This window comes from Pseudomonas sp. W2Aug9 (assembly GCF_023127755.1).
In the GTDB taxonomy this organism is placed as follows: Bacteria; Pseudomonadota; Gammaproteobacteria; order Pseudomonadales; family Pseudomonadaceae; genus Aquipseudomonas; species Aquipseudomonas synxantha_A.
Genome location: NZ_SPKL01000026.1, coordinates 107,269 through 126,303, shown reverse-complemented (window position 1 = coordinate 126,303; position 19,035 = coordinate 107,269). Strand labels below are relative to the sequence as shown.

Genomic DNA, 19,035 nt, shown 5'->3' with positions numbered 1-19,035 from the left:
CTATGGCCCATAATGTGTCAACCATGTCCCCGCACATGTGTCCACCATGTGTCCGGTCTATACAGGCTCTTTTCCAAAGTGACCCGCTGTAAAAGCGGAACCAATAGCAGCCGTTACCCAAACAACGGATATGTACTCGGTCTGATCCAGCATCGTGGTTGGCCCTAAGGCCGCCATCGGGAGCAAGCCCCCTCCCACAAGAGGTGTAGATCCCGGTGGTCATCGGGGGCAAGCCCACCTCCCACAGTGTTCAGGGCAACACAGTCCAAATGGCAAACCCGGCATACCACAACACCGCCGCACGCAGCAGCAGCTCCCACAACCGATCCAGGCTATTGATGCCGTCAGCCCCCACCACTGGAGGAGGGATTTCAGCCGCGGCCAGCCCGACCTTTTCCATCAACTGCGCCGCGCTGATGTCCCAGCTCAGCAGTTCGTGGAGCATCACCCGACTGACCCCGACAAAGTTGCCCACCAAAGCAAAGCTCGCCGCCAACAGGCGTACCGGCAACCAGTCAAACGCGTGACGCAACTGCGCGGCACGTTCAGCCACCAACGGGTTCTGGCTATGTTCGCTGGCCAGCGCCAACAGCCGGTAGGCCAAAGCCGCCACCGGGCCCAGCAGGAAATACCAGAAAATCACCGCAAAAAAGCTCTGGTATGCCTGCCACAACAGATAGCCCTGGACCCGCTCCAGCAATTGCTCGCCACTGTCGGCGCCAAGCTTCAAGTCGCGCTCGGCCACATGCTCGGCGGCTTGCAGGTCACCACGCCGCCAGGCATCACGGAATGGCCCCAGCCCTGCCAATAAATCACCACGGCCCAGGCTATAGATCACCACCAGCATGTGCACAGGTAACGCCAACAGGCCATAGGCCACCGGCTCCAGTACCAACAACAACAGCGCCAGCAACGCTACCGGCAGCAGCACCAGTAGCGTCAGGATCAGCCAGGGTCGCTTGCCCATGCGCGGGCTCGACTCCAGCTTGGCCAGCTCACGCAGCCATCCACCGTCGCGCTGCAACCGCAGGCGCAAGGCCGAGAACTTCTCGATCCACACCGCCAGCACCAACACCAGGAAACTCATTGTTCGTGTCCTCCATCCTGCAGGGCGCCGAGAAAGCGCGCCCAATCAAAAGCGGGGCCCGGGTCAGTCTTGCGCCCCGGGGCGATATCGCTGTGACCACAAATACGTTGGCGAGTGATCTTTGGGTAAGCCTTGAGCAACTGGCGCGTCAGCTCGGTCAGCGCCGCGTACTGGGCATCGGTGAACGGCAGTTCGTCTGTGCCTTCCAGTTCGATCCCCAGCGAGAAATCATTGCACACCTCGCGCCCCTCGAAGCTGGAAATACCGGCGTGCCAGGCCCGGTCCCGGCACGAGACAAATTGCGTCACAGTGCCGTCACGTTCAATCAGAAAATGCGCAGACACGCGTAGGTGGTCGATACCGGCAAAGTAGGGATGCTCTGAAACATCCAGACGATTCTGAAAAAACTCTTGCACCTTGCCCGTGGCGAACTGCGCTGGAGGCAAGCTGATGTTATGCACCACCAACAGCGAGATTTCGCCTTCAGGGCGCTCGTTGAAATTGGGCGACGGGCAATGACGGATGCCCTGGCACCAACCGCTGGCGGGGTCCAACTGCATACAGGCTCCTGAAATGAGACGAGGTGTTACCAGTATGCCGCGTTCCACCCTGCGGTTGCGATCACTTGCCGCGTTTGAGTTGACGCAGGTCGCCCATCACCGCAGCCAGCGCACGCTCGAACAAAAGGCCATCATCCAGCGTGCGCAGCACACCACGCTTGAACGCATGGGCTAATTGGTCGGTAGTTTTTTCCAGAACCTTGAGCCCGGTGCGGCTGACGAAAATACAGGTATTGGTAGGCGGCATGATTGCCGTCAACTTGCAGCGCAGGGTGTTTTCCTGATCGTGCTGAAACGCTACCCAGGCGCCGATCTGCAACTGCCTGGCCTTGAGCAGGTCGGGGTCATCATCGGGCAGCGGCGCAACGACGGACGGCGCACCGGTGCCAAGCGTGAAGGACTCACGGACTTCGACCAGCACTTCGGCGCCGTCGCCCCCGCGACACTGAACATGCATGGTCTGCAACCGCCGGAAAAATTCACGGGTGCTGAAAGAGTCGAACGCCGCAGCGGCCAAACCGTCACGCAGCGCCTTGAGCAACGCGGGTAGTTGCTCAAGCAAATGCCGGCCCGCTTCGGTGTCTTCCCGCAGGCCGACGCTCCAGATCAACTCATCCAGGGTGCGCAGCGCTGCCTGCCATTGCAGCGACTGTCCGCCATGCTTGAGCATGGCCAATAGCAACACCTGGCTCCAGGCTTGCTGGAGGAATTGCACCACAAACTGCGGCAGAACCTTGCCCGCCAGCCTTCGATCAAGCACCTGCGCCACACGTTGGCGGGCAGCCTCGGTATGCAGGCGCTCCTGCTCGGCCTCTCGGGTATGGCGCTCAAGCAACTCGCTGCGCCTGGATTCATCAGCGGTAAACGCGCTGAATTGGGTCAGTAGCTGGGAGAAAATCGCCGGGTCTTCAACAAATTCATTCAATAAACGCTGCACGACCTGCTCGACACACAGGTACAGAGTATCGCGGGAGGCGTCTTCGGGCGGGTTCCAGCCCATGACGGCGCCCGCGATGTCATTGAGCAAGCGTCGCGCCGGATGGCGCGTGCAACTGAACAGGCTCTTGTCCAGCACGGCGACTTTCAGCAAGGGGATCTGCAAACGGGCGATCAGGCCCTTGAACGCGTCCGGCACGCTGCTATCACCGAGTATGAACGCGAACAGCATAGCGAACAGATTGATTACATCTTCGTCAGCATCTTCCAGGACCCGCGACTTGCCACTCTTGACGCTGACTCGGGTGAGCAGCTGTTCAAGCTGGTTACGCAGGTCGAAATCGTCTTCAGCCTCGGGCTCGGGGACGTACTGCTGCAAATGCGACAGCAGGCGTAGCAGATCACGGGTGGCAATGGGTTGCGGCTCGGCACTGGCTTCGAGGGTCGGCGCCACGCTGCCACGCACGGCTTGCAGTAACTTCTGCAATGCGCTGAACGCTTGCTGGCCGCTTTGATCGAGCGGCGGGTCGACGATCGGCTGGCTGGCGCGTTGGTGTTCCCGGCTGGCGCGCCCGCCGGGACGACGGGATGGCACGGCCTTGAGTTCAGGCAGTACACCAACGGCGACCAGCAGTTGATTGGCTTCGCCATACAACAGGTCCGCGTCACTGAGCACGTATTTTTCAAAGAGCTTGAGCATGATAAGTTTGACGCGGATTTCCACCCCCAGACTGCGCCCTGCCTGCAGGAAAAACTCACAGAGCAGTGCCGGACCCAGTGGGTTGGTATGGTCATCCAGTCGCCGGCCCAGCAATCGGCTCATGCGCGCGCTTAACTGTCCCAGGGCCAAGCCATCACGATGTCGCACCCGACCGAGCATCGCCTCAAGGGCTACGGCTTTTTCCATATCGTCGGCACTGGTACCGGATACCGCTTCGTAGGACACCACCGGCACCAGGTGCAGATCGCCGCTTCCGGCCTGGCCCAGATTGGCGAAGGCGACAAACAGCTGCTCCATGAACACGCGTTCGAAGTTCTTGCGCTTGAGGCGCAGGTCGCGCATTGCTTCGAAAAAAATATGATGGTCGACGGTGCTTCGGGCCTTGTCAGCCATTTCGAACAGGGTGTCGTCGGCGTTATCGAACAGTTCCTGCAAACCCTGCTGCAATTGTTGCGCGGCCTTGTCACGCACCTGCAGCAACACCACCGGCAGGCGCGCGAGCGGCGATGGCGTGGCCTGTGCCCTGTTGATAGGCACCACCTTTCCGTCATTGTGCATCCTGGCCTCCTGAAACGGCGGTGTTGAGAGGGGCAAAGAACGGGGCAGGCACGGCAGTGCGCTGCAAATAAACCGGCTACCACCTCGACGTCAAAGCTATGACGCCAATTGAAAGGCGCGAGATTATCTTGCAAATGAGGGGGGTTGCGCCAGCAAACTCTGCCTTTACGTTGTAAATGAGCGGCGCGCTGGGTTCGAACGCACGCAGCCCCTATAATCCAGGCACTTTGTTTGTGGAGCCTGTTATGCCGAACCTCCGTCTTGCCGACCTCACCGCCGAAATCGAAGCCAACGTGCGCCGCGCACTGCTGGAAGACATCGGCAGTGGCGATATCACCGCGCAGTTGATCCCCGCCGAACGGCTGGCCAAGGCCACGATCATTACCCGCGAAGCGGCTGTTATTGCCGGTACGGCCTGGGTGGATGCGGTATTTCGCCAACTGGACCCACGGGTCGCCGTGCATTGGCAGGTGGCCGACGGTGAACGTGTGAGCCCCAACCAGGCGCTGTTCCACCTTGAAGGCCCGGCACGTTCGCTGCTCACAGGTGAACGCAGTGCGCTGAATTTTTTGCAGATGCTGTCAGGTGTAGCCACCCGAGCGCAGTTCCTCGCGGACTTTGTCGCCAGTACCCAGGTCAAGCTGCTGGACACTCGCAAGACATTGCCGGGCCTGCGCCTGGCGCAAAAATACGCGGTCACCTGTGGCGGTTGCCACAATCACCGCATCGGGCTGTATGACGCGTTCCTGATCAAGGAAAACCATATTGCCGCCTGCGGTGGCATTGCCCAGGCGATTACGGCCGCCCACAAGATCGCCCCAGGCAAGCCGGTGGAAATCGAAGTGGAAAACCTGGATGAGTTGCGCGAAGCCCTGGCGGCGGGAGCCGACATCATCATGCTCGATGAACTGAGCCTGATAGACATGCGCGAGGCCGTGCGCTTGAACGCCGGCAAGGCCAAGCTGGAAGCCAGCGGCGGGATCAATGAAAGTACCCTGCTGCCTATCGCTGAAACCGGTGTGGACTTCATCTCCATCGGCGCGATGACCAAGGATGTGAAGGCAGTGGATCTGTCGATGCGCCTCAGTATCTGAGTAGTTGCCAGCTGCAAGCTGCAAGAAGGCTGCGAGACAACTTGCCGCTTGCAGCTTGAAACTCGCGGCTGCTTTTAAACTACAAGATTATTCATCTCGCAGTACTCGTCCCATTCGACGCCCAGCACCTCGGCCGCCTCTTTATGCAAGGCCAACCGCGCAGCTTCGAATTCTTCCGGTGTCGAGGTGTACTTGAGGGTCAACTCCCAAGGCTGGAGGTTCTGGCTCTCTGCCTCGTCCTCGAATGCCCACTGAATCTGATCGCGCTGGTCGTCAGCGCTCAGGTCCTTGATCTCTTCTTTAAGCTGCGGCGTCGCCTCAAGGTATTTCTCGAGAGCTGCTTGGTGCCGAACTTCCTGGGTCATCTCAGTCGTGGTCATGTCGTTCTCTTGGATCGAGGAATGGGGATGCATCTGGGTCATCAAGGTTGCGCAGATACAAAAGAGCGAGCACGAATGCCGACTCGTCTGGCCTTCAGAACCATTCTGGGATCATCTGAAAACATTGCCTTTGAAGCAGTGGTGCGCTTTTGCCCGAGACAGGAATCGAACCTGCGACCTTCGCGTTACGAGTGCGCTGCTCTACCGGCTGAGCTACACGGGCGGTGGGCTAAAGCTAGCACTGCATTGGTCATGCAGCAACTGACTCGCTCACCGCCCGGCGCCATCACGCGCCGTTGGCAGAGCAGCCCTTGGCAACGTACTGCGGATCCGCTGTGGTAGCACAGGTCCATCCGCTGGTTGCGTTGCGGGTCAAGGTGATGGTCTTGCCGAGCACGGGCGCTGGCGCATCGAGGATTTCACAGCTGATGGAGCCGGCGCCCGAGGCTACATCTCCTGTCACGTCGATCTTGCAATTGGCAGTGGGGCTGTTGCCACCGATCAACGACACAGTGGGCACAGTGCCCTGGTTGATGACGTCTTCATAACCGGCCTTCAACGCGCTGATTTCAGCCAGCCCCGCCGTAAACTTGGCCTTGGCCTGGTGCTTGGTGTACATGGGCAAACCGATCGTGGCCAAAATGCCGATGATTGCCACAACGATCAACAACTCGATCAAGGTAAAGCCTTTTTGACGCATCTCTTTCACTCTCCAGAATAAAACCATGACAAGGCGCGTCCTGCGCCCCGAAGTGTGCAACGGCGCCAGTGTACCCACCACCACGAAGCCCATCGCCTGCAAGACGCACATTCTGACACTTTATCCCATAACACCAGCCGCCCCGAATCCGCCACCTGACTACGCTATAAATTCTTCACTGCCGGGTGCGCAAACCGATATGAACGACACGTCAACGATCTATGCCTGGGAAGGCATCAACCGCAAAGGACGCAGGGTGACCGGGCAAACCGCTGGCGACAGCCTTGCGCTGATCAAGGCACAACTGCGCCAGCAAGGGATCTGCCCCGAGCGTGTGCGCAAGAGGCCTCGATCACGTTCGGCTTTCACCCCGCGAATCCTGCCAGCCGATATCGCCCTGTTTACCCGACAGTTGGCGACCTTGCTCAAAGCCGGGATCCCGCTGCTGCAAGCCTTCGACATCATCAGTGAGGGTTTTGAAAACCAGCAGGTGCGTGAACTGGTCAAGGCGTTGAAACAACAGATCGCCAGCGGCAATAACCTGGCCGCAGCGCTACGCCTGCACCCGCGTTATTTCGATGACCTGTACTGCAACCTGGTAGCTGCCGGAGAACAGGCCGGGGCTCTGGAAACCCTGCTGGAGCGCGTGGCGATTCATCTGGAAAAAAGCCAACAGCTCAAAGCCAGGATCAAAAAAGCCATGACTTACCCTGTCGCAGTCCTGGTAGTCGCGACACTGGTCAGCACAGTGCTGTTGATACACGTCGTGCCTCAGTTCCAGCATCTGTTTGCCGGGGTCGACAGCCAACTGCCCGGGTTTACCCTGGGGGTCATTGCCCTGTCCGAGTTCTTACAACAAGCGTGGTGGATACTCGTGCTGAGCCTGGCCGTGGGGGTGGGCGGGCTGCGCCACGCCTACCGCCGTTACCCTGGCTTTCGCCATTGGCTGCAAGCGAGTTTGTTGAAAGCGCCTCTGGCAGGCAAACTGCTGCAAAAAGCCGCCGTCGCCCGCTACGCCCGCACGCTTTCGACCACGTTTGCAGCGGGTGTCCCGCTGGTCCAGGCACTGGGCTCGGTAGCCGGAGCCGTCGGCAATGACCCCTTCAAACAGGCAATCGAACGTATGCGCCACGATGTATCCACAGGCATGCAGTTGAATCAATCCATGCACAGCTGCGGTTTGTTTCCCGGCATGGCGATCCAGATGACTGCCATTGGAGAGGAGTCCGGCACCCTGGACCGGATGCTGGAAAAAGTCGCGAACCACTACGAGTCGGACGTAGACACCCTGGTCGATAACCTCACCAGCCTGATGGAGCCGCTGATCATGGTTGTCCTGGGGGCCATTGTCGGCGCGCTGGTGATTGCGATGTACCTGCCGGTCTTTCAATTGGGTACGGCCTTTTGAGCCTGCTGCTGAGCGAGCTGCACTGGGCGTTTGCCTGCATGGCACTGGTGCTCGGCCTGATCATCGGCAGTTTCATCAACGTGCTGGTCTGGCGCCTGCCCAAAATGCTCGAACGCGAATGGCGTGCCCAGGCCCATGAGGTCCTTGGCCTGCCAACCGAGCCCGCCGGTCCGGTGTACAACCTGATGCGCCCGAGCTCCTGCTGTCCGCGCTGCAACCAGCCGATTCGGCCCTGGGAAAATATCCCGCTGCTCAGCTTCCTGATGCTCAGGGGTCGTTGCGCCCATTGCCGTGAGCCCATCAGCGTCCGCTATCCCCTGACCGAAGTGACGTGCGCGCTGATCACCGCGGCCGTTGCCTGGCATTTCGGCTTCGGCTGGCAAGCCGCTGCGGTGATGTTGCTGAGCTGGGGCTTGCTGGCCATGAGCCTGATTGACCTGGACCACCAATTGCTGCCGGACGTGCTGGTCCTGCCGCTGCTCTGGCTGGGGCTGGTTATCAACAGCGCTGACCTGTTGGCGACACTGCCCGACGCACTGTGGGGCGCGGTCATTGGCTACATGAGCCTATGGAGCGTGTTCTGGTTGTTCAAGCTGGTCACCGGCAAGGATGGCATGGGCCATGGCGATTTCAAGTTATTGGCATTGCTGGGAGCCTGGGGTGGCTGGCAGATCCTGCCGATGACGTTGCTGATGGCCTCACTGATGGGCGTGTTTGCAGGGCTGATCCTGCTGCGTTTGCGCAAGGCCCAAACGTCGACGCCGATGCCCTTTGGGCCGTGCCTGGCAATTGCCGGCTGGATTGCATTGCTCTGGGGTGGTCAAATAACCGACTTCTATTTGCAGTCTGTCGGTTTCAGATGACCACTTCTGTCGCAACACCCTGGATTCTTGGCCTCACAGGCGGCATTGGCAGCGGCAAAAGCGCTGCGGCCGAGCACTTTATCGACCTGGGCATCGACCTGGTGGACGCCGATCATGCTGCCCGCTGGGTCGTCGAACCCGGGAGGCCGGCTCTGGCGCGCATTGCCGAGCATTTCGGCGACGGCGTGCTGCAACCCGACGGCCAGCTGGATCGCGCCGCGCTGCGCAAACTGATCTTTGAGGTACCGCAAGAACGTTTGTGGCTGGAAGCCTTGCTGCACCCGCTGATTGCCGAGGAAATTCGCAGCCACCTGGCACGCGCCCAGTCGCCTTACGCGATCCTGGTGTCACCGCTGCTGATCGAGTCCGGCCAATACAGCATGACCCAGCGCATCCTGGTGATCGACGTGCCGCAATCGCTGCAGATTCAGCGTACCCTGCAGCGCGATGGCATCAGCGAACAACAGGTGCAGGCGATTCTCAAGGCTCAATCGAGCCGCGAAGACCGCCTGAACCATGCCGATGACGTGCTGGTCAACGATAAGGACCTTGCCTGGCTGCACGGCGAGGTCGAGCGACTGCACCACTTTTACCTTACTTTGCGTGGAGGCCGATCATGAGCCAACCCTTGACCGTCGACTGCCCAACCTGCGGTGCACCCGTGGAATGGAAAGCGACCAACCTCAACCGGCCGTTCTGCTCGGACCGTTGCAAGCTTATCGACCTGGGTGCCTGGGCCGCTGAAGAACACAAGATTCCGGTGGCCCCGGACGCCGAAGATGAACTGTTTTCCGAAGACCTGCCGCCGCGCCACTAAGGCCGCATAAAGGCATATTCCTGCTGGTCGTCGAGGTTTTCTGCAAGGTATTGCAACTCGTCGGCCAGGTCTTCAAAACTGCGTACACCCTTGCTTTGCTGCACCACCGCACTGAGCATGGCGCGCAAGGTCAAGCCGGGGTCAAAACCGATTTCCTGCGCTGCGTCCTGGCTTCTGCGCAACTCCTGCCGTGCCCACTCGTACACACTCATGATCGGTGCTCCAGAAAAAATTTTGCAGAGCATGGACCTGCGCCGGTGCCCGGCATTTGACCTGGATCAACGCCTTGAATCGTCGTCCTTCCAGGGGGCCGAGAGATAGCGAGTTCGGTTGAAGGTCTCCAGCCATTCCGGGCAAAACACCACCAACGCGCTGACGACCATGCCGTTGATAAAGGCTTCAGGGAAGATGATCAGCCACAGGTAACCTACAAAGTCCTCCAACCATTCCGGCATCGCAAAGCGGCCGTCCAACCACAACAGGCCCAGGCCGACCAACAGGCACAACAATGCCGACAGCGCCGCCGCAAAAAAACCGGAACAGAAGATATACACAAAGGGGTTTCGCGGTTGCGCCCGTTCGACCAACAGCGCGCAGCTTTCGGTGACCAGCACCGGCAGCCCGACCAGAAGCAGGCCGTTGACGCCAAGGGCGGCCAGATCCTGGCGCCCCAGCAGCATCAAGCCGAACTGTGCAGCAAACCCACCGACGATTGCCAGCGGCCAATCCAGCAGCAAGGTCACGGCGGTCATGCCGATAAAGTGGTACGAGACCCCGGTATCGAAATCCCGCCGCACCAGCCACAGCATAAACAACGCGAACACCGTACCGAACAGCAAATGCTGGCGCCGTCGGTCGGCGAACAATTCGACCCAAGGCGAGCGCAACGTCGCCCACATCACCACCGGCGCATATAACAGCCAGCCAATGCCGAGGGTCGATGGCGCCAGAACAGCTGCACTGATCACAGATGCACTACCTCTACAAAAAACTTGCTGCCGAGTGAGCAGTCTACACCTGCGTTTTAACATGGGTCTGGGTCGAAGCGAGATTCAAATGTGGGAGGGGGCTTGCTCCCGAAGCGGTCTATCAGCCAATACATGTGCTGGCTGGCACTCTGCGATCGGGAGCAAGCCCCCTCCCACATTTGGGTCTCACTGGCATAGATACCCAGCTGTTTCAGCAGCAACTCGGTGCAAGCAGGACTTCCTGTGGTCATCATTTGAACGCTAAGCTGGGAATATGGATGACTCAGATTATTTGCGCCTGCTCACCGTAGCAGCCGAACAAGCCAATGCGTTTCTGTCCAATGCCCGCAAATGGGAGCGTGAGCGTTGGGTCTGCCAGCGCCTGCTGCAGGGCTTGAATGTGCCCTACCGCGTCGAAGAGTTTCACGCTGCGGGCCAGGAGCCGCCGGATGTGTTGTTTCGCGACGCCAGTTTCGAGGTGTTTTTCGTGCTGGACGAGGGGCGCCGCCTGAACGACGAATGGCGCGATGAATTGCTGCGCAGGCGTAGCGCGTTCTCTTTGAGCCAACTGGTGCGGCGCGAAGCCAAGCCACGACGCATTCCCGCCCATGAGTTTTTGTTGCGCCTGGCACCGACACTGCGCAAAAAAGCACATAACTACAAAGAACGCGGCATGGACCTGGGGGAGCTGGACCTTATCGCTTTCACCAGCCTCAAACGCGAAGTGCTGGACCTCAACAGCCACTTTCCGCCGCCAACCGAATACCTGCGCCAGGGCTGGCGCTCACTGTCACTGGTGGGGCCAACCTTCGCGCGCGTACTGTTCGCACACCCGGACGCGCCGGACTTCTTGCGCAACAACCTGGGCCGCAGCATAGTGTTCGATGTGGGCATCAGCCTTTGAACCCTTGGCTGTAACGTGGCGCCCTTTTGCAACGTCTACCTGACGAGGCCTTTATGACCAGCCGCCTGAACCCCGATGACCAACAGCATGTCCAAGAGTACCTGCAACTCTCCCAGCACAGAGTCGAACGCAAGCCTTTCCGGCCATGGCTGCTCCTTTGTGTGGTGCTGGTAGTGGTGATCGGGCTCGGCGTGCTGAGCCGCCTATTGAGTTACCTGACGCTATGAGCTGCCTGGCGCTCGCGGGGGTAACTGCTCCGATTTCTTTTAGCCTTGCGAGATATCCCCATGACCCATCGTATTATTATCGTCGGCGGCGGCGCCGGCGGCCTGGAGTTGGCTACCCGCCTGGGTAAGACTCTGGGCAAGCGCGGCAAGGCCAGCATCACGCTGGTGGACGCCAACCTGACTCACATCTGGAAGCCTCTGCTGCACGAAGTGGCTGCCGGCTCGCTGAATTCTTCGGAAGACGAACTCAATTATGTCGCCCAGGCAAAATGGAACCACTTCGAGTTCCAGCTTGGGCGCATGAGTGGGCTTGACCGTGAACAGAAGAAAATCCAGCTGGCCGCCACCCTCGATGAAGAAGGCCGCGAGCTGGTGCCCGCGCGCGTACTGGGCTATGACAGCCTGGTCATTGCCGTAGGCAGCACCACCAACGACTTCGGCACCGAGGGTGCGGCGCAGCATTGCCTGTTCCTCGATACCCGCAAGCAAGCCGAGCGCTTCCACCAACAACTGCTCAACCACTACCTGCGCGCCCATGCCGGACAAACCGATGCCGTTGAACAAATCAGCGTGGCCATCGTCGGTGCCGGCGCCACCGGGGTGGAGCTGGCCGCCGAGCTGCATAACGCAGCCCATGAACTGGCGGCCTATGGCCTGGACCGCATCAAACCGGAAAACATGCATATCACCCTGATCGAAGCCGGCCCGCGGGTATTGCCTGCCCTGCCAGAGCGGATCGGCGGCCCAGTGCATAAAACCCTGGAAAAACTCGGGGTGACCGTGCTGACCAACTCGGCGGTCAGCGAAGTAACCGCCGACGCGCTGATTACCAGCAGCGGCCAAGTGATTCCCGCCAGCCTCAAGGTATGGGCGGCCGGGATCCGCGCACCGGGTTTTCTCAAAGACATCGATGGCCTGGAAACCAACCGCATCAATCAGCTTCAGGTGCTGCAAACACTGCAAACCACTCGCGATGAAAACATCTTCGCCTTTGGCGATTGTGCCGCCTGCCCGCAACCGGGCACCGACCGCAATGTGCCCCCACGAGCCCAGGCCGCGCATCAGCAGGCTTCGTTGTTGGCCAAGTCGCTGAGATTGCGCATTGAAGGCAAGGATCTGCCGACCTACAAGTACACCGACTACGGCTCGCTGATCTCGCTGTCGCGGTTCTCGGCGGTAGGTAACCTGATGGGTAACCTGACTGGCAGCGTGATGCTGGAGGGCTGGTTGGCGCGGATGTTCTATGTGTCGCTGTACCGTATGCACCAGATGGCGCTGTACGGCTTCTTCCGCACGGCGATGCTGATGCTGGGCAGCAAGATTGGGCGAGGCACAGAACCGCGCCTCAAACTCCACTAACAACGCATAACACCTGTGGGAGGGGGCTTGCTCCCGATAGCGGTGTGTCAGTTAATGAATACTTAGCTGACCCACCGCTATCGGGAGCAAGCCCCCTCCCACATTTGTTTTGCGGAGAATTCAAGATTCGCGCGCGCAAAAAAAATCCCCGTATCTTTCGATACGAGGACTTTTAATATGGTCGGGGTAAGGGGATTCGAACTCCTGACATCCTGCTCCCAAAGCAGGCGCGCTACCGGACTGCGCTATACCCCGGTAAAAAAAAGGCGACCTTTCAGTCGCCTTCTTCGATCAGCGCTTTTGGCCTCTGATCTTAAGATTCGATTCCAGCCTGAACTGGTCTCAAAAATGGTGGGTCGTGTGGGATTCGAACCTACGACCAATTGGTTAAAAGCCAACTGCTCTACCAACTGAGCTAACGACCCAAATATGGTCGGGGTAGGGGGATTCGAACTCCCGACATCCTGCTCCCAAAGCAGGCGCGCTACCGGACTGCGCTATACCCCGATTTGAAATTGGCTCCGTGACCAGGACTCGAACCTGGGACCCAATGATTAACAGTCATTTGCTCTACCGACTGAGCTATCACGGAACTACATATTTCAAATTTACTGCTGTGTAACCTTCTCTTCGACCCTGTCCGTATCGCTACGTTAGCGTCTCTGAGGCGCGCTATTCTACAATCTTAAAAACCCCTGTCAACCCTTTAAATTGCTTTTAAGACAATGATTTGCGCTTCTTTCTGATTTCTTCTTGGGGAGAAGAAACCCGTGGGCTGACGTTGCTGCGGGGCGCACTTTACAAGCCTTTGCCTTACAGTTCAACGCCCTATCGAAAAAAAAGGCCTCGCAATGCGAGGCCTCTTGTTATTACACCGGGCGCTGGCCTCAGTGGAAGACGATTTCGTCGTCTTTCACCGTTGCCGTGACGCGAGTGCCCGGCATAAAGCTGCCCGACAGGATCAACTGTGCCAGCGGGTTCTCGATCCAGCGCTGGATCGCACGCTTCAACGGCCGTGCGCCATACACCGGGTCGTAGCCCACTGCGATCAGCTTGTCCAACGCCTCGCCGCTCAGCTCAAGGTCGAGCTCACGCTCAGCCAGGCGACTGCGCAGGCGGCCCAACTGGATTTCGGTGATACCCGCAATCTGATCCCGTGCCAGAGGCTCGAAGATCACCACTTCGTCGACCCGGTTGATGAATTCCGGGCGGAAGTGGGTGGTCAAGGCGTCCATCACCGCTGCGCGCTGGGCTTCGCGATCCCCCACCAGTTCCTGGATCTGTGCCGAGCCCAGGTTGGAGGTCATCACGATCACCGTATTGCGAAAGTCCACCGTACGCCCGTGGCTGTCCGTCAAGCGACCATCTTCCAGCACCTGCAGCAAAATGTTGAACACATCCGGGTGCGCCTTCTCGACCTCATCCAGCAGGATCACCGAGTAAGGCTTGCGTCGCACGGCCTCGGTCAGGTAACCGCCCTCCTCGTAGCCCACATAGCCTGGTGGTGCGCCGATCAGGCGAGCCACCGAGTGTTTCTCCATGAACTCGGACATATCAATGCGTACCATGGCCTCTTCAGTATCAAAGAGGAACTCGGCCAGGGCCTTGCACAGCTCAGTCTTACCTACGCCGGTCGGGCCGAGGAACATGAACGAGCCGCTTGGACGGTTCGGGTCGGACAAGCCGGCACGGGAACGCCGTACCGCATTGGATACCGCCACCACCGCCTCTTCCTGACCGATGACGCGCTGATGCAACAAACTTTCCATTTTCAGCAGTTTGTCGCGCTCGCCTTCGAGCATTTTCGAGACTGGAATGCCGGTCCACTTGGAGACCACTTCGGCGATTTCTTCCTCGGTCACCTTGCTGCGCAGCAACTGGTTTTCAGGCTTGCCGTGCTGGTCGACCATCTGCAGGCTGCGTTCCAGGTCCGGAATCACACCATATTGCAACTCAGCCATGCGGCTCAGATCGCCTTTACGACGCGCGGCTTCCAGCTCCTGACGGGACTGCTCGATTTTCTGCTGGATCTGCGCCGAACCCTGTACTTCGGCTTTTTCCGAGGTCCAGATTTCTTCGAGGTCCGAATACTCACGCTCCAGACGGACGATTTCTTCCTGAAGTTTTTCCAGGCGTTTCTTCGCTGCCTCGTCCTCTTCCTTCTTCAACGCCTGGGATTCTACTTTCAGTTGAATCAGGCGCCGATCCAGGCGGTCGAGCACTTCCGGCTTGGAGTCGATCTCCATGCGAATGCGGCTGGCCGCTTCGTCGATCAGGTCGATGGCCTTGTCCGGCAACTGACGATCGGTGATGTAGCGATGACTCAGCTTGGCCGCCGCAATGATCGCGCCATCAGTGATCGCCACTTTATGGTGGACCTCATAGCGTTCTTTCAGGCCACGCAGGATCGCGATGGTGTCTTCTTCGCTTGGCTCTTCCACCAGCACTTTCTGGAAACGCCGCTCAAGGGCCGCATCCTTTTCAATGTACTGACGGTATTCGTTGAGCGTGGTCGCACCGACGCAATGCAACTCGCCCCGCGCCAAGGCCGGCTTGAGCATGTTGCCAGCATCCATGGAGCCTTCGCCTTTACCGGCACCAACCATGGTGTGCAGTTCGTCGATAAACAGAATGATCTGGCCTTCCTGCTTCGACAATTCATTAAGCAGGGATTTCAGTCGCTCTTCGAACTCACCACGGAACTTGGCACCGGCGATCAAGGCCCCCATGTCCAGGGACAACAGGCGCTTGCCTTTTAAGCCGTCCGGCACTTCACCATTAATGATGCGCTGGGCCAGGCCCTCGGCAATCGCGGTTTTACCCACGCCAGGCTCACCGATCAGCACCGGGTTGTTCTTGGTGCGACGCTGCAGGACCTGGATGGTGCGACGAATCTCATCGTCACGACCAATCACCGGGTCGAGCTTGCCTTCTTCTGCACGCTTGGTCAGGTCGACGGTGTATTTGTCCAGGGCCTGGCGCGACTCCTCATGGTTGGGGTCGTTCACGGCCTCGCCGCCACGCAGGTTGTTGATAGCGTTTTCCAGGGCTTTCTTGCTCACGCCCTGCCCCAGCAACAATTTGCCGAGCTTGCTGTTGTCGTCCATGGCGGCGAGCAGCACCAGTTCGCTGGAGATGAACTGGTCACCCTTCTGCTGGGCCAGGCGGTCCGCCTGATTGAGCAGGCGCGCCAGGTCCTGGGACATATTCACGTCGCCGGTAGGGTTTTGAATTTTCGGCAGTTGGTCGAGCTCTTTACTCAACTCCTTGCGCAGGCTGTTGATGTCAAAGCCCACCTGCATCAACAAGGGTTTGATAGAACCACCTTGTTGCTCCAGGAGCGCCTGCATCAAGTGTGCCGGCTCAATCGCCGGATGGTCGAGGCCGACCGCCAGGGATTGGGAGTCCGATAAGGCCAACTGCAATTTGCTGGTTAAACGATCAATACGCATTAGTCACCTTCCTTTTGAGCAGGCCGGAGCTATGAACAAACACATCCTGAATGAAGAAACCTGCCAGATACCCTTATAGATGGGGTGGATTCTGGGGGTTTCAAGCGGCGGACTGTTGATACAGGTCAGGACAGTCTAGCGTTCAAGCCAGATAAGGGAGGCGAATCGGCCCGTACGCGGGCTGCGGCGATAAGAAAAGAAGCGTGTATCGGTCACGGTGCAAAAACCACCACCATATACAGCGGTGACACCGTTTGCTGCCAGACGCAGGCGCGCCAGCTGGTAGATGTCGGCCATGAACTTGCCGGGATTGTGGCTGGGAACAAAGGCTTCAGCGGTGGCCGGCAGTTGCTGCATGAACGCTTCACGTACCTCCGGGCCGACCTCAAAGGCTTGCTGGCCAATGGCTGGGCCGAGCCAGACCAGGACGTCTTCAGGAGCAGTATCCAGGCTTTCGAATGCGGCCTCCAGCACGCCAGCCGCCAAGCCACGCCAACCGGCATGGGCTGCGGCAACCCGGGTACCCGCACGATTACAGAACAGCGCAGGCAGGCAATCGGCGGTCATGGATGTGCAGGCGATGCCGGGGGTGCTGGTCCAACTGCCATCTGCCTCGACGGTAAGGCCTGGATCGGCCTCAACCACGTGAGTACCGTGGACTTGGCGCAACCAGGCAGGCTGGATATCGAAGGCGCTGCTCAGACGACGGCGATTTTCAAGGACGGCCTCAAGGCTGTCCTCGACGTGATCGCCCAGGTTGAGGCTGTCGAACGGCGTCAGACTGACACCGCCCGCACGAGTCGTGACGCAGGCTTTGACCTGAGACGGCGCGGGCCAGTCAGGAATCAGCCAGTCACTCATCCGATAAACGCCTCACGATCCTGCTTGAGCAGCGACAACAACCAGACCAGGTCGTCTGGAAGTGGCGATTCCCAACTCATGCGCTTACCGCTCGTCGGATGATCCAGTTCCAGGAAGCGTGCGTGCAGTGCCTGACGCGGGAAGGACTTCAGCGACTCGACCATTGTCTGGCTTGCCGCCGGCGGAATACGGAAGCGCCCACCGTAGGCAGGATCGCCGACCAACGGGAAGTTGATATGCGCCATGTGCACGCGAATCTGGTGGGTGCGCCCGGTTTCCAGCTTGACCCGCACATGGGTGTGGGAGCGGAAACGCTCCAGCACACGGTAGTGGCTGACGGCTTGCTTGCCACCTTCCATCACCGCCATACGCTGGCGCTGCTGGCCATGGCGACCAATCGGGGCGTTGATCTTGCCCCCGGCCACCACCACACCGATCACGATGCACTCGTAGATCCGGCTGACGCTGCGACTCTGCAACTGAGTAACCAGTTGCGTCTGCGCCTGAATGGTCTTGGCCACCACCATCAAACCGGTGGTGTCCTTGTCCAGACGGTGCACGATGCCGCAGCGCGGGACATTGATGATGTCCGGGACGTGGTGCAACAGGGCATTGAGCAAAGTGCCATCAGCGTGCCCGGCAGCCGGGTGAACCACCAGGCCAGCGGGTTTGTTGATGACCAGGATGTCGTCGTCTTCATAGACGATATCCAGCTCGATGTCCTGGGCGACCCATTCTCCCTGGGCTTCCTGCTCGGCAGTCAGCTCAAGAATCGCACCGCCATGAACTATGTCTCGCGGGCGGATAACCGCTCCATCCACAGTCAGGCGGCCGTCTTTGATCCAGGCGGAAAGGCGCGAGCGCGAGTGCTCAGCGAATAATTGTGCGGCGACTTGATCGAGGCGTTGGCCGCCCAATTCGGACGGCACCTCTGCGCGAAGTTCAATTTTATCGGACATGCTCAGACTAGGCGTGGCACAGCCTTTGGTTTCGGCTGCGCGCTTGTGGTTAAATACGGCGTCTTTTGCCCCGAGGCTTTCAACGGGGCGCTCATCATAACAGGACGGCCCCGCCCAAGACAGCGGCCGTCATAGGGACGCAAGCCGCCATGCAAGTGAAACACCTGCTGCTGATCGCCATCCTCGCCATGACTGCTGCTTGCTCGTCAACAAAGGACGTCGTCGACGAAAACCTGAGCGAAGTCGAGCTGTACCAGCAAGCTCAGACAGACCTGGACAATAATAGCTACACCAGCGCCACAGCGAAGCTGAAGGCATTGGAGTCGCGCTACCCATTCGGCCGCTATGCCGACCAGGCCCAGTTGGAGCTGATCTACGCCAACTACAAGAACGCCGAGCCGGAAGCTGCCAAGTCCGCCGCCGAGCGTTTTATCCGCCTGCACCCACAGCACCCGAACGTGGACTACGCCTACTACATGAAAGGCCTGACCTCGTTCGACCAGGACGTTGGCCTGCTGGCGCGCTTCCTGCCGCTGGACATGACCAAGCGTGACCCGGGCGCTGCACGCGACTCCTACAACGAGTTCGCCCAGCTGACCAGCCGCTACCCCAACAGCCGCTACGCGCCGGACGCCAAGCAGCGCATGATCTACCTGCGCAACCTGCTGGCCTCCTACGAAATCCACGTGGCCCACTACTACCTGACCCGTCAGGCCTACGTAGCTGCCGCCAACCGTGGCCGCTATGTTGTGGAGAACTTCCAGGAAACCCCATCCGTGGGCGACGGCCTGGCGGTGATGACCGAGGCTTACCAGCGTCTGCACCTGGACACCCTGGCGACCACCAGCCTGGAAACCCTGAAGCTCAACTACCCAGATCACCCAAGCCTGAAAGATGGCCAGTTCGTGCCTCAGGTTGCCGAAGCCGACAACCGTTCGTGGCTGAGCAAGTACACTTTGGGCCTGATCGAGTCTCGTCCGCCATTGCCGCCGGGTGAAACCCGCGCCAACCAGGACGTGATCAAGCAGTACCAGGACGCCAAGGATGCCATCCCTTCGGACCTCAAGCCTCACGACGAGAACGGAGACGTTATCGAAGAAGAGGAGCCGCAGGCCCTTGGCAACAACGAAGACCGTTCGTGGTTCAGCTACATGACCTTCGGTGTGTTCGACTGATTGTTC

19 protein-coding genes and 5 tRNA genes are annotated in these 19,035 nt (G+C 59.3%); 9 read left to right on the top strand and 15 right to left on the bottom strand.

The window, feature by feature from the left end; genetic code table 11:
• Positions 1-250: 250 nt before the first annotated feature.
• From ampE to E3O56_RS16810, 3 genes are all read right to left on the bottom strand, one after another.
• Positions 251-1,087, bottom strand: a complete 837-nt coding sequence (gene ampE, locus E3O56_RS16820) for a regulatory signaling modulator protein AmpE (protein WP_032877836.1) — start codon at positions 1,085-1,087, stop codon at positions 251-253.
• Complete coding sequence (ampD, locus tag E3O56_RS16815; protein ID WP_005784693.1) at positions 1,084-1,647, bottom strand: 1,6-anhydro-N-acetylmuramyl-L-alanine amidase AmpD; 564 nt, start codon at positions 1,645-1,647, stop codon at positions 1,084-1,086. The genes ampE and ampD overlap by 4 nt, the downstream gene beginning before the upstream one ends.
• Before the next feature lie 61 nt (positions 1,648-1,708).
• On the bottom strand, positions 1,709-3,862 hold the full coding sequence (locus E3O56_RS16810; RefSeq protein WP_103734649.1) for a DUF1631 domain-containing protein: 2,154 nt from the start codon (positions 3,860-3,862) through the stop codon (positions 1,709-1,711).
• A 245-nt stretch (positions 3,863-4,107) separates the two neighbouring features.
• On the opposite strand from E3O56_RS16810, the gene nadC reads away from it, so the two are divergent.
• Positions 4,108-4,956: a carboxylating nicotinate-nucleotide diphosphorylase gene (gene nadC, locus E3O56_RS16805; protein ID WP_248128579.1), complete on the top strand. Its 849-nt coding sequence runs from the start codon at positions 4,108-4,110 to the stop codon at positions 4,954-4,956.
• Positions 4,957-5,030: 74 nt separating this feature from the next.
• Here the strand turns inward: nadC and E3O56_RS16800 are convergent, their stop codons facing one another.
• The 3 genes from E3O56_RS16800 to E3O56_RS16790 form a co-directional block, all read right to left on the bottom strand.
• Complete coding sequence (locus tag E3O56_RS16800) at positions 5,031-5,336, bottom strand: DUF6388 family protein (RefSeq protein WP_248128578.1); 306 nt, start codon at positions 5,334-5,336, stop codon at positions 5,031-5,033.
• Between the two features lie 150 nt (positions 5,337-5,486).
• Positions 5,487-5,559 (bottom strand) — tRNA-Thr (locus E3O56_RS16795).
• 63 nt (positions 5,560-5,622) lie between these two features.
• On the bottom strand, positions 5,623-6,036 hold the full coding sequence (locus E3O56_RS16790; RefSeq protein WP_005784685.1) for a pilin: 414 nt from the start codon (positions 6,034-6,036) through the stop codon (positions 5,623-5,625).
• Between the two features lie 199 nt (positions 6,037-6,235).
• Between E3O56_RS16790 and E3O56_RS16785 the strand changes: the two genes are divergently transcribed.
• Genes E3O56_RS16785 through yacG form a run of 4 tightly spaced genes read left to right on the top strand, consistent with a single transcriptional unit; the run spans position 6,236 to position 9,124 of the window.
• Positions 6,236-7,444 (top strand): type II secretion system F family protein, encoded by a 1,209-nt coding sequence (locus E3O56_RS16785; RefSeq protein WP_248128577.1) that lies wholly within the window; start codon positions 6,236-6,238, stop codon positions 7,442-7,444.
• Positions 7,441-8,307, top strand: a complete 867-nt coding sequence (locus E3O56_RS16780) for an A24 family peptidase (protein WP_282446885.1) — start codon at positions 7,441-7,443, stop codon at positions 8,305-8,307. The genes E3O56_RS16785 and E3O56_RS16780 overlap by 4 nt, the downstream gene beginning before the upstream one ends.
• Positions 8,304-8,927 carry a dephospho-CoA kinase gene (gene coaE, locus E3O56_RS16775; RefSeq protein ID WP_148853444.1) on the top strand — a complete coding sequence of 208 codons (624 nt, stop codon included), beginning with the start codon at positions 8,304-8,306 and terminating at the stop codon, positions 8,925-8,927. Before E3O56_RS16780 ends, coaE begins: the two co-directional genes overlap by 4 nt.
• On the top strand, positions 8,924-9,124 hold the full coding sequence (gene yacG / locus E3O56_RS16770; RefSeq protein WP_003188437.1) for a DNA gyrase inhibitor YacG: 201 nt from the start codon (positions 8,924-8,926) through the stop codon (positions 9,122-9,124). The genes coaE and yacG overlap by 4 nt, the downstream gene beginning before the upstream one ends.
• Here the strand turns inward: yacG and E3O56_RS16765 are convergent.
• Together E3O56_RS16765 and E3O56_RS16760 are read right to left on the bottom strand one after the other, a co-directional pair.
• On the bottom strand, positions 9,121-9,336 hold the full coding sequence (locus tag E3O56_RS16765; protein ID WP_003171680.1) for a hypothetical protein: 216 nt from the start codon (positions 9,334-9,336) through the stop codon (positions 9,121-9,123). The genes yacG and E3O56_RS16765 overlap by 4 nt on opposite strands.
• A 66-nt stretch (positions 9,337-9,402) precedes the next feature.
• Positions 9,403-10,092 (bottom strand): energy-coupling factor ABC transporter permease, encoded by a 690-nt coding sequence (locus tag E3O56_RS16760; protein ID WP_148853443.1) that lies wholly within the window; start codon positions 10,090-10,092, stop codon positions 9,403-9,405.
• 274 nt (positions 10,093-10,366) lie between these two features.
• Here E3O56_RS16760 and E3O56_RS16755 point away from each other — a divergent pair, with 274 nt between their 5' ends.
• Genes E3O56_RS16755 through E3O56_RS16745 form a run of 3 tightly spaced genes read left to right on the top strand, consistent with a single transcriptional unit; the run spans position 10,367 to position 12,582 of the window.
• Positions 10,367-10,996 (top strand): DUF1780 domain-containing protein, encoded by a 630-nt coding sequence (locus E3O56_RS16755; protein ID WP_003188431.1) that lies wholly within the window; start codon positions 10,367-10,369, stop codon positions 10,994-10,996.
• A 53-nt stretch (positions 10,997-11,049) separates the two neighbouring features.
• The gene (locus E3O56_RS16750) at positions 11,050-11,223 is read left to right on the top strand and encodes a DUF3094 family protein (protein ID WP_005784671.1); all 174 of its coding nucleotides are present in this window, start codon (positions 11,050-11,052) and stop codon (positions 11,221-11,223) included.
• A gap of 60 nt (positions 11,224-11,283) precedes the next feature.
• Positions 11,284-12,582 (top strand): NAD(P)/FAD-dependent oxidoreductase, encoded by a 1,299-nt coding sequence (locus E3O56_RS16745; protein ID WP_078820261.1) that lies wholly within the window; start codon positions 11,284-11,286, stop codon positions 12,580-12,582.
• Positions 12,583-12,760: 178 nt separating this feature from the next.
• On the opposite strand, the gene E3O56_RS16740 is transcribed toward E3O56_RS16745, so the two are convergent.
• The 7 genes from E3O56_RS16740 to rluD form a co-directional block, all read right to left on the bottom strand.
• Positions 12,761-12,837, bottom strand: a tRNA-Pro gene (locus tag E3O56_RS16740).
• 94 nt (positions 12,838-12,931) lie between these two features.
• Positions 12,932-13,007, bottom strand: a tRNA-Lys gene (locus E3O56_RS16735).
• A gap of 5 nt (positions 13,008-13,012) precedes the next feature.
• Positions 13,013-13,089, bottom strand: a tRNA-Pro gene (locus E3O56_RS16730).
• A gap of 9 nt (positions 13,090-13,098) precedes the next feature.
• Positions 13,099-13,174, bottom strand: a tRNA-Asn gene (locus E3O56_RS16725).
• A gap of 295 nt (positions 13,175-13,469) precedes the next feature.
• Positions 13,470-16,034: an ATP-dependent chaperone ClpB gene (clpB, locus tag E3O56_RS16720; RefSeq protein WP_005784667.1), complete on the bottom strand. Its 2,565-nt coding sequence runs from the start codon at positions 16,032-16,034 to the stop codon at positions 13,470-13,472.
• Between the two features lie 135 nt (positions 16,035-16,169).
• Entirely contained in the window at positions 16,170-16,895 is a 726-nt protein-coding gene (pgeF, locus tag E3O56_RS16715) for a peptidoglycan editing factor PgeF (protein ID WP_248128576.1), read from the bottom strand.
• The gene (gene rluD, locus E3O56_RS16710; protein ID WP_005784662.1) at positions 16,892-17,854 is read right to left on the bottom strand and encodes a 23S rRNA pseudouridine(1911/1915/1917) synthase RluD; all 963 of its coding nucleotides are present in this window, start codon (positions 17,852-17,854) and stop codon (positions 16,892-16,894) included. The genes pgeF and rluD overlap by 4 nt, the downstream gene beginning before the upstream one ends.
• A 149-nt stretch (positions 17,855-18,003) precedes the next feature.
• On the opposite strand from rluD, the gene E3O56_RS16705 reads away from it, so the two are divergent.
• The gene (locus E3O56_RS16705; protein ID WP_005784660.1) at positions 18,004-19,029 is read left to right on the top strand and encodes an outer membrane protein assembly factor BamD; all 1,026 of its coding nucleotides are present in this window, start codon (positions 18,004-18,006) and stop codon (positions 19,027-19,029) included.
• Positions 19,030-19,035: the final 6 nt, after the last annotated feature.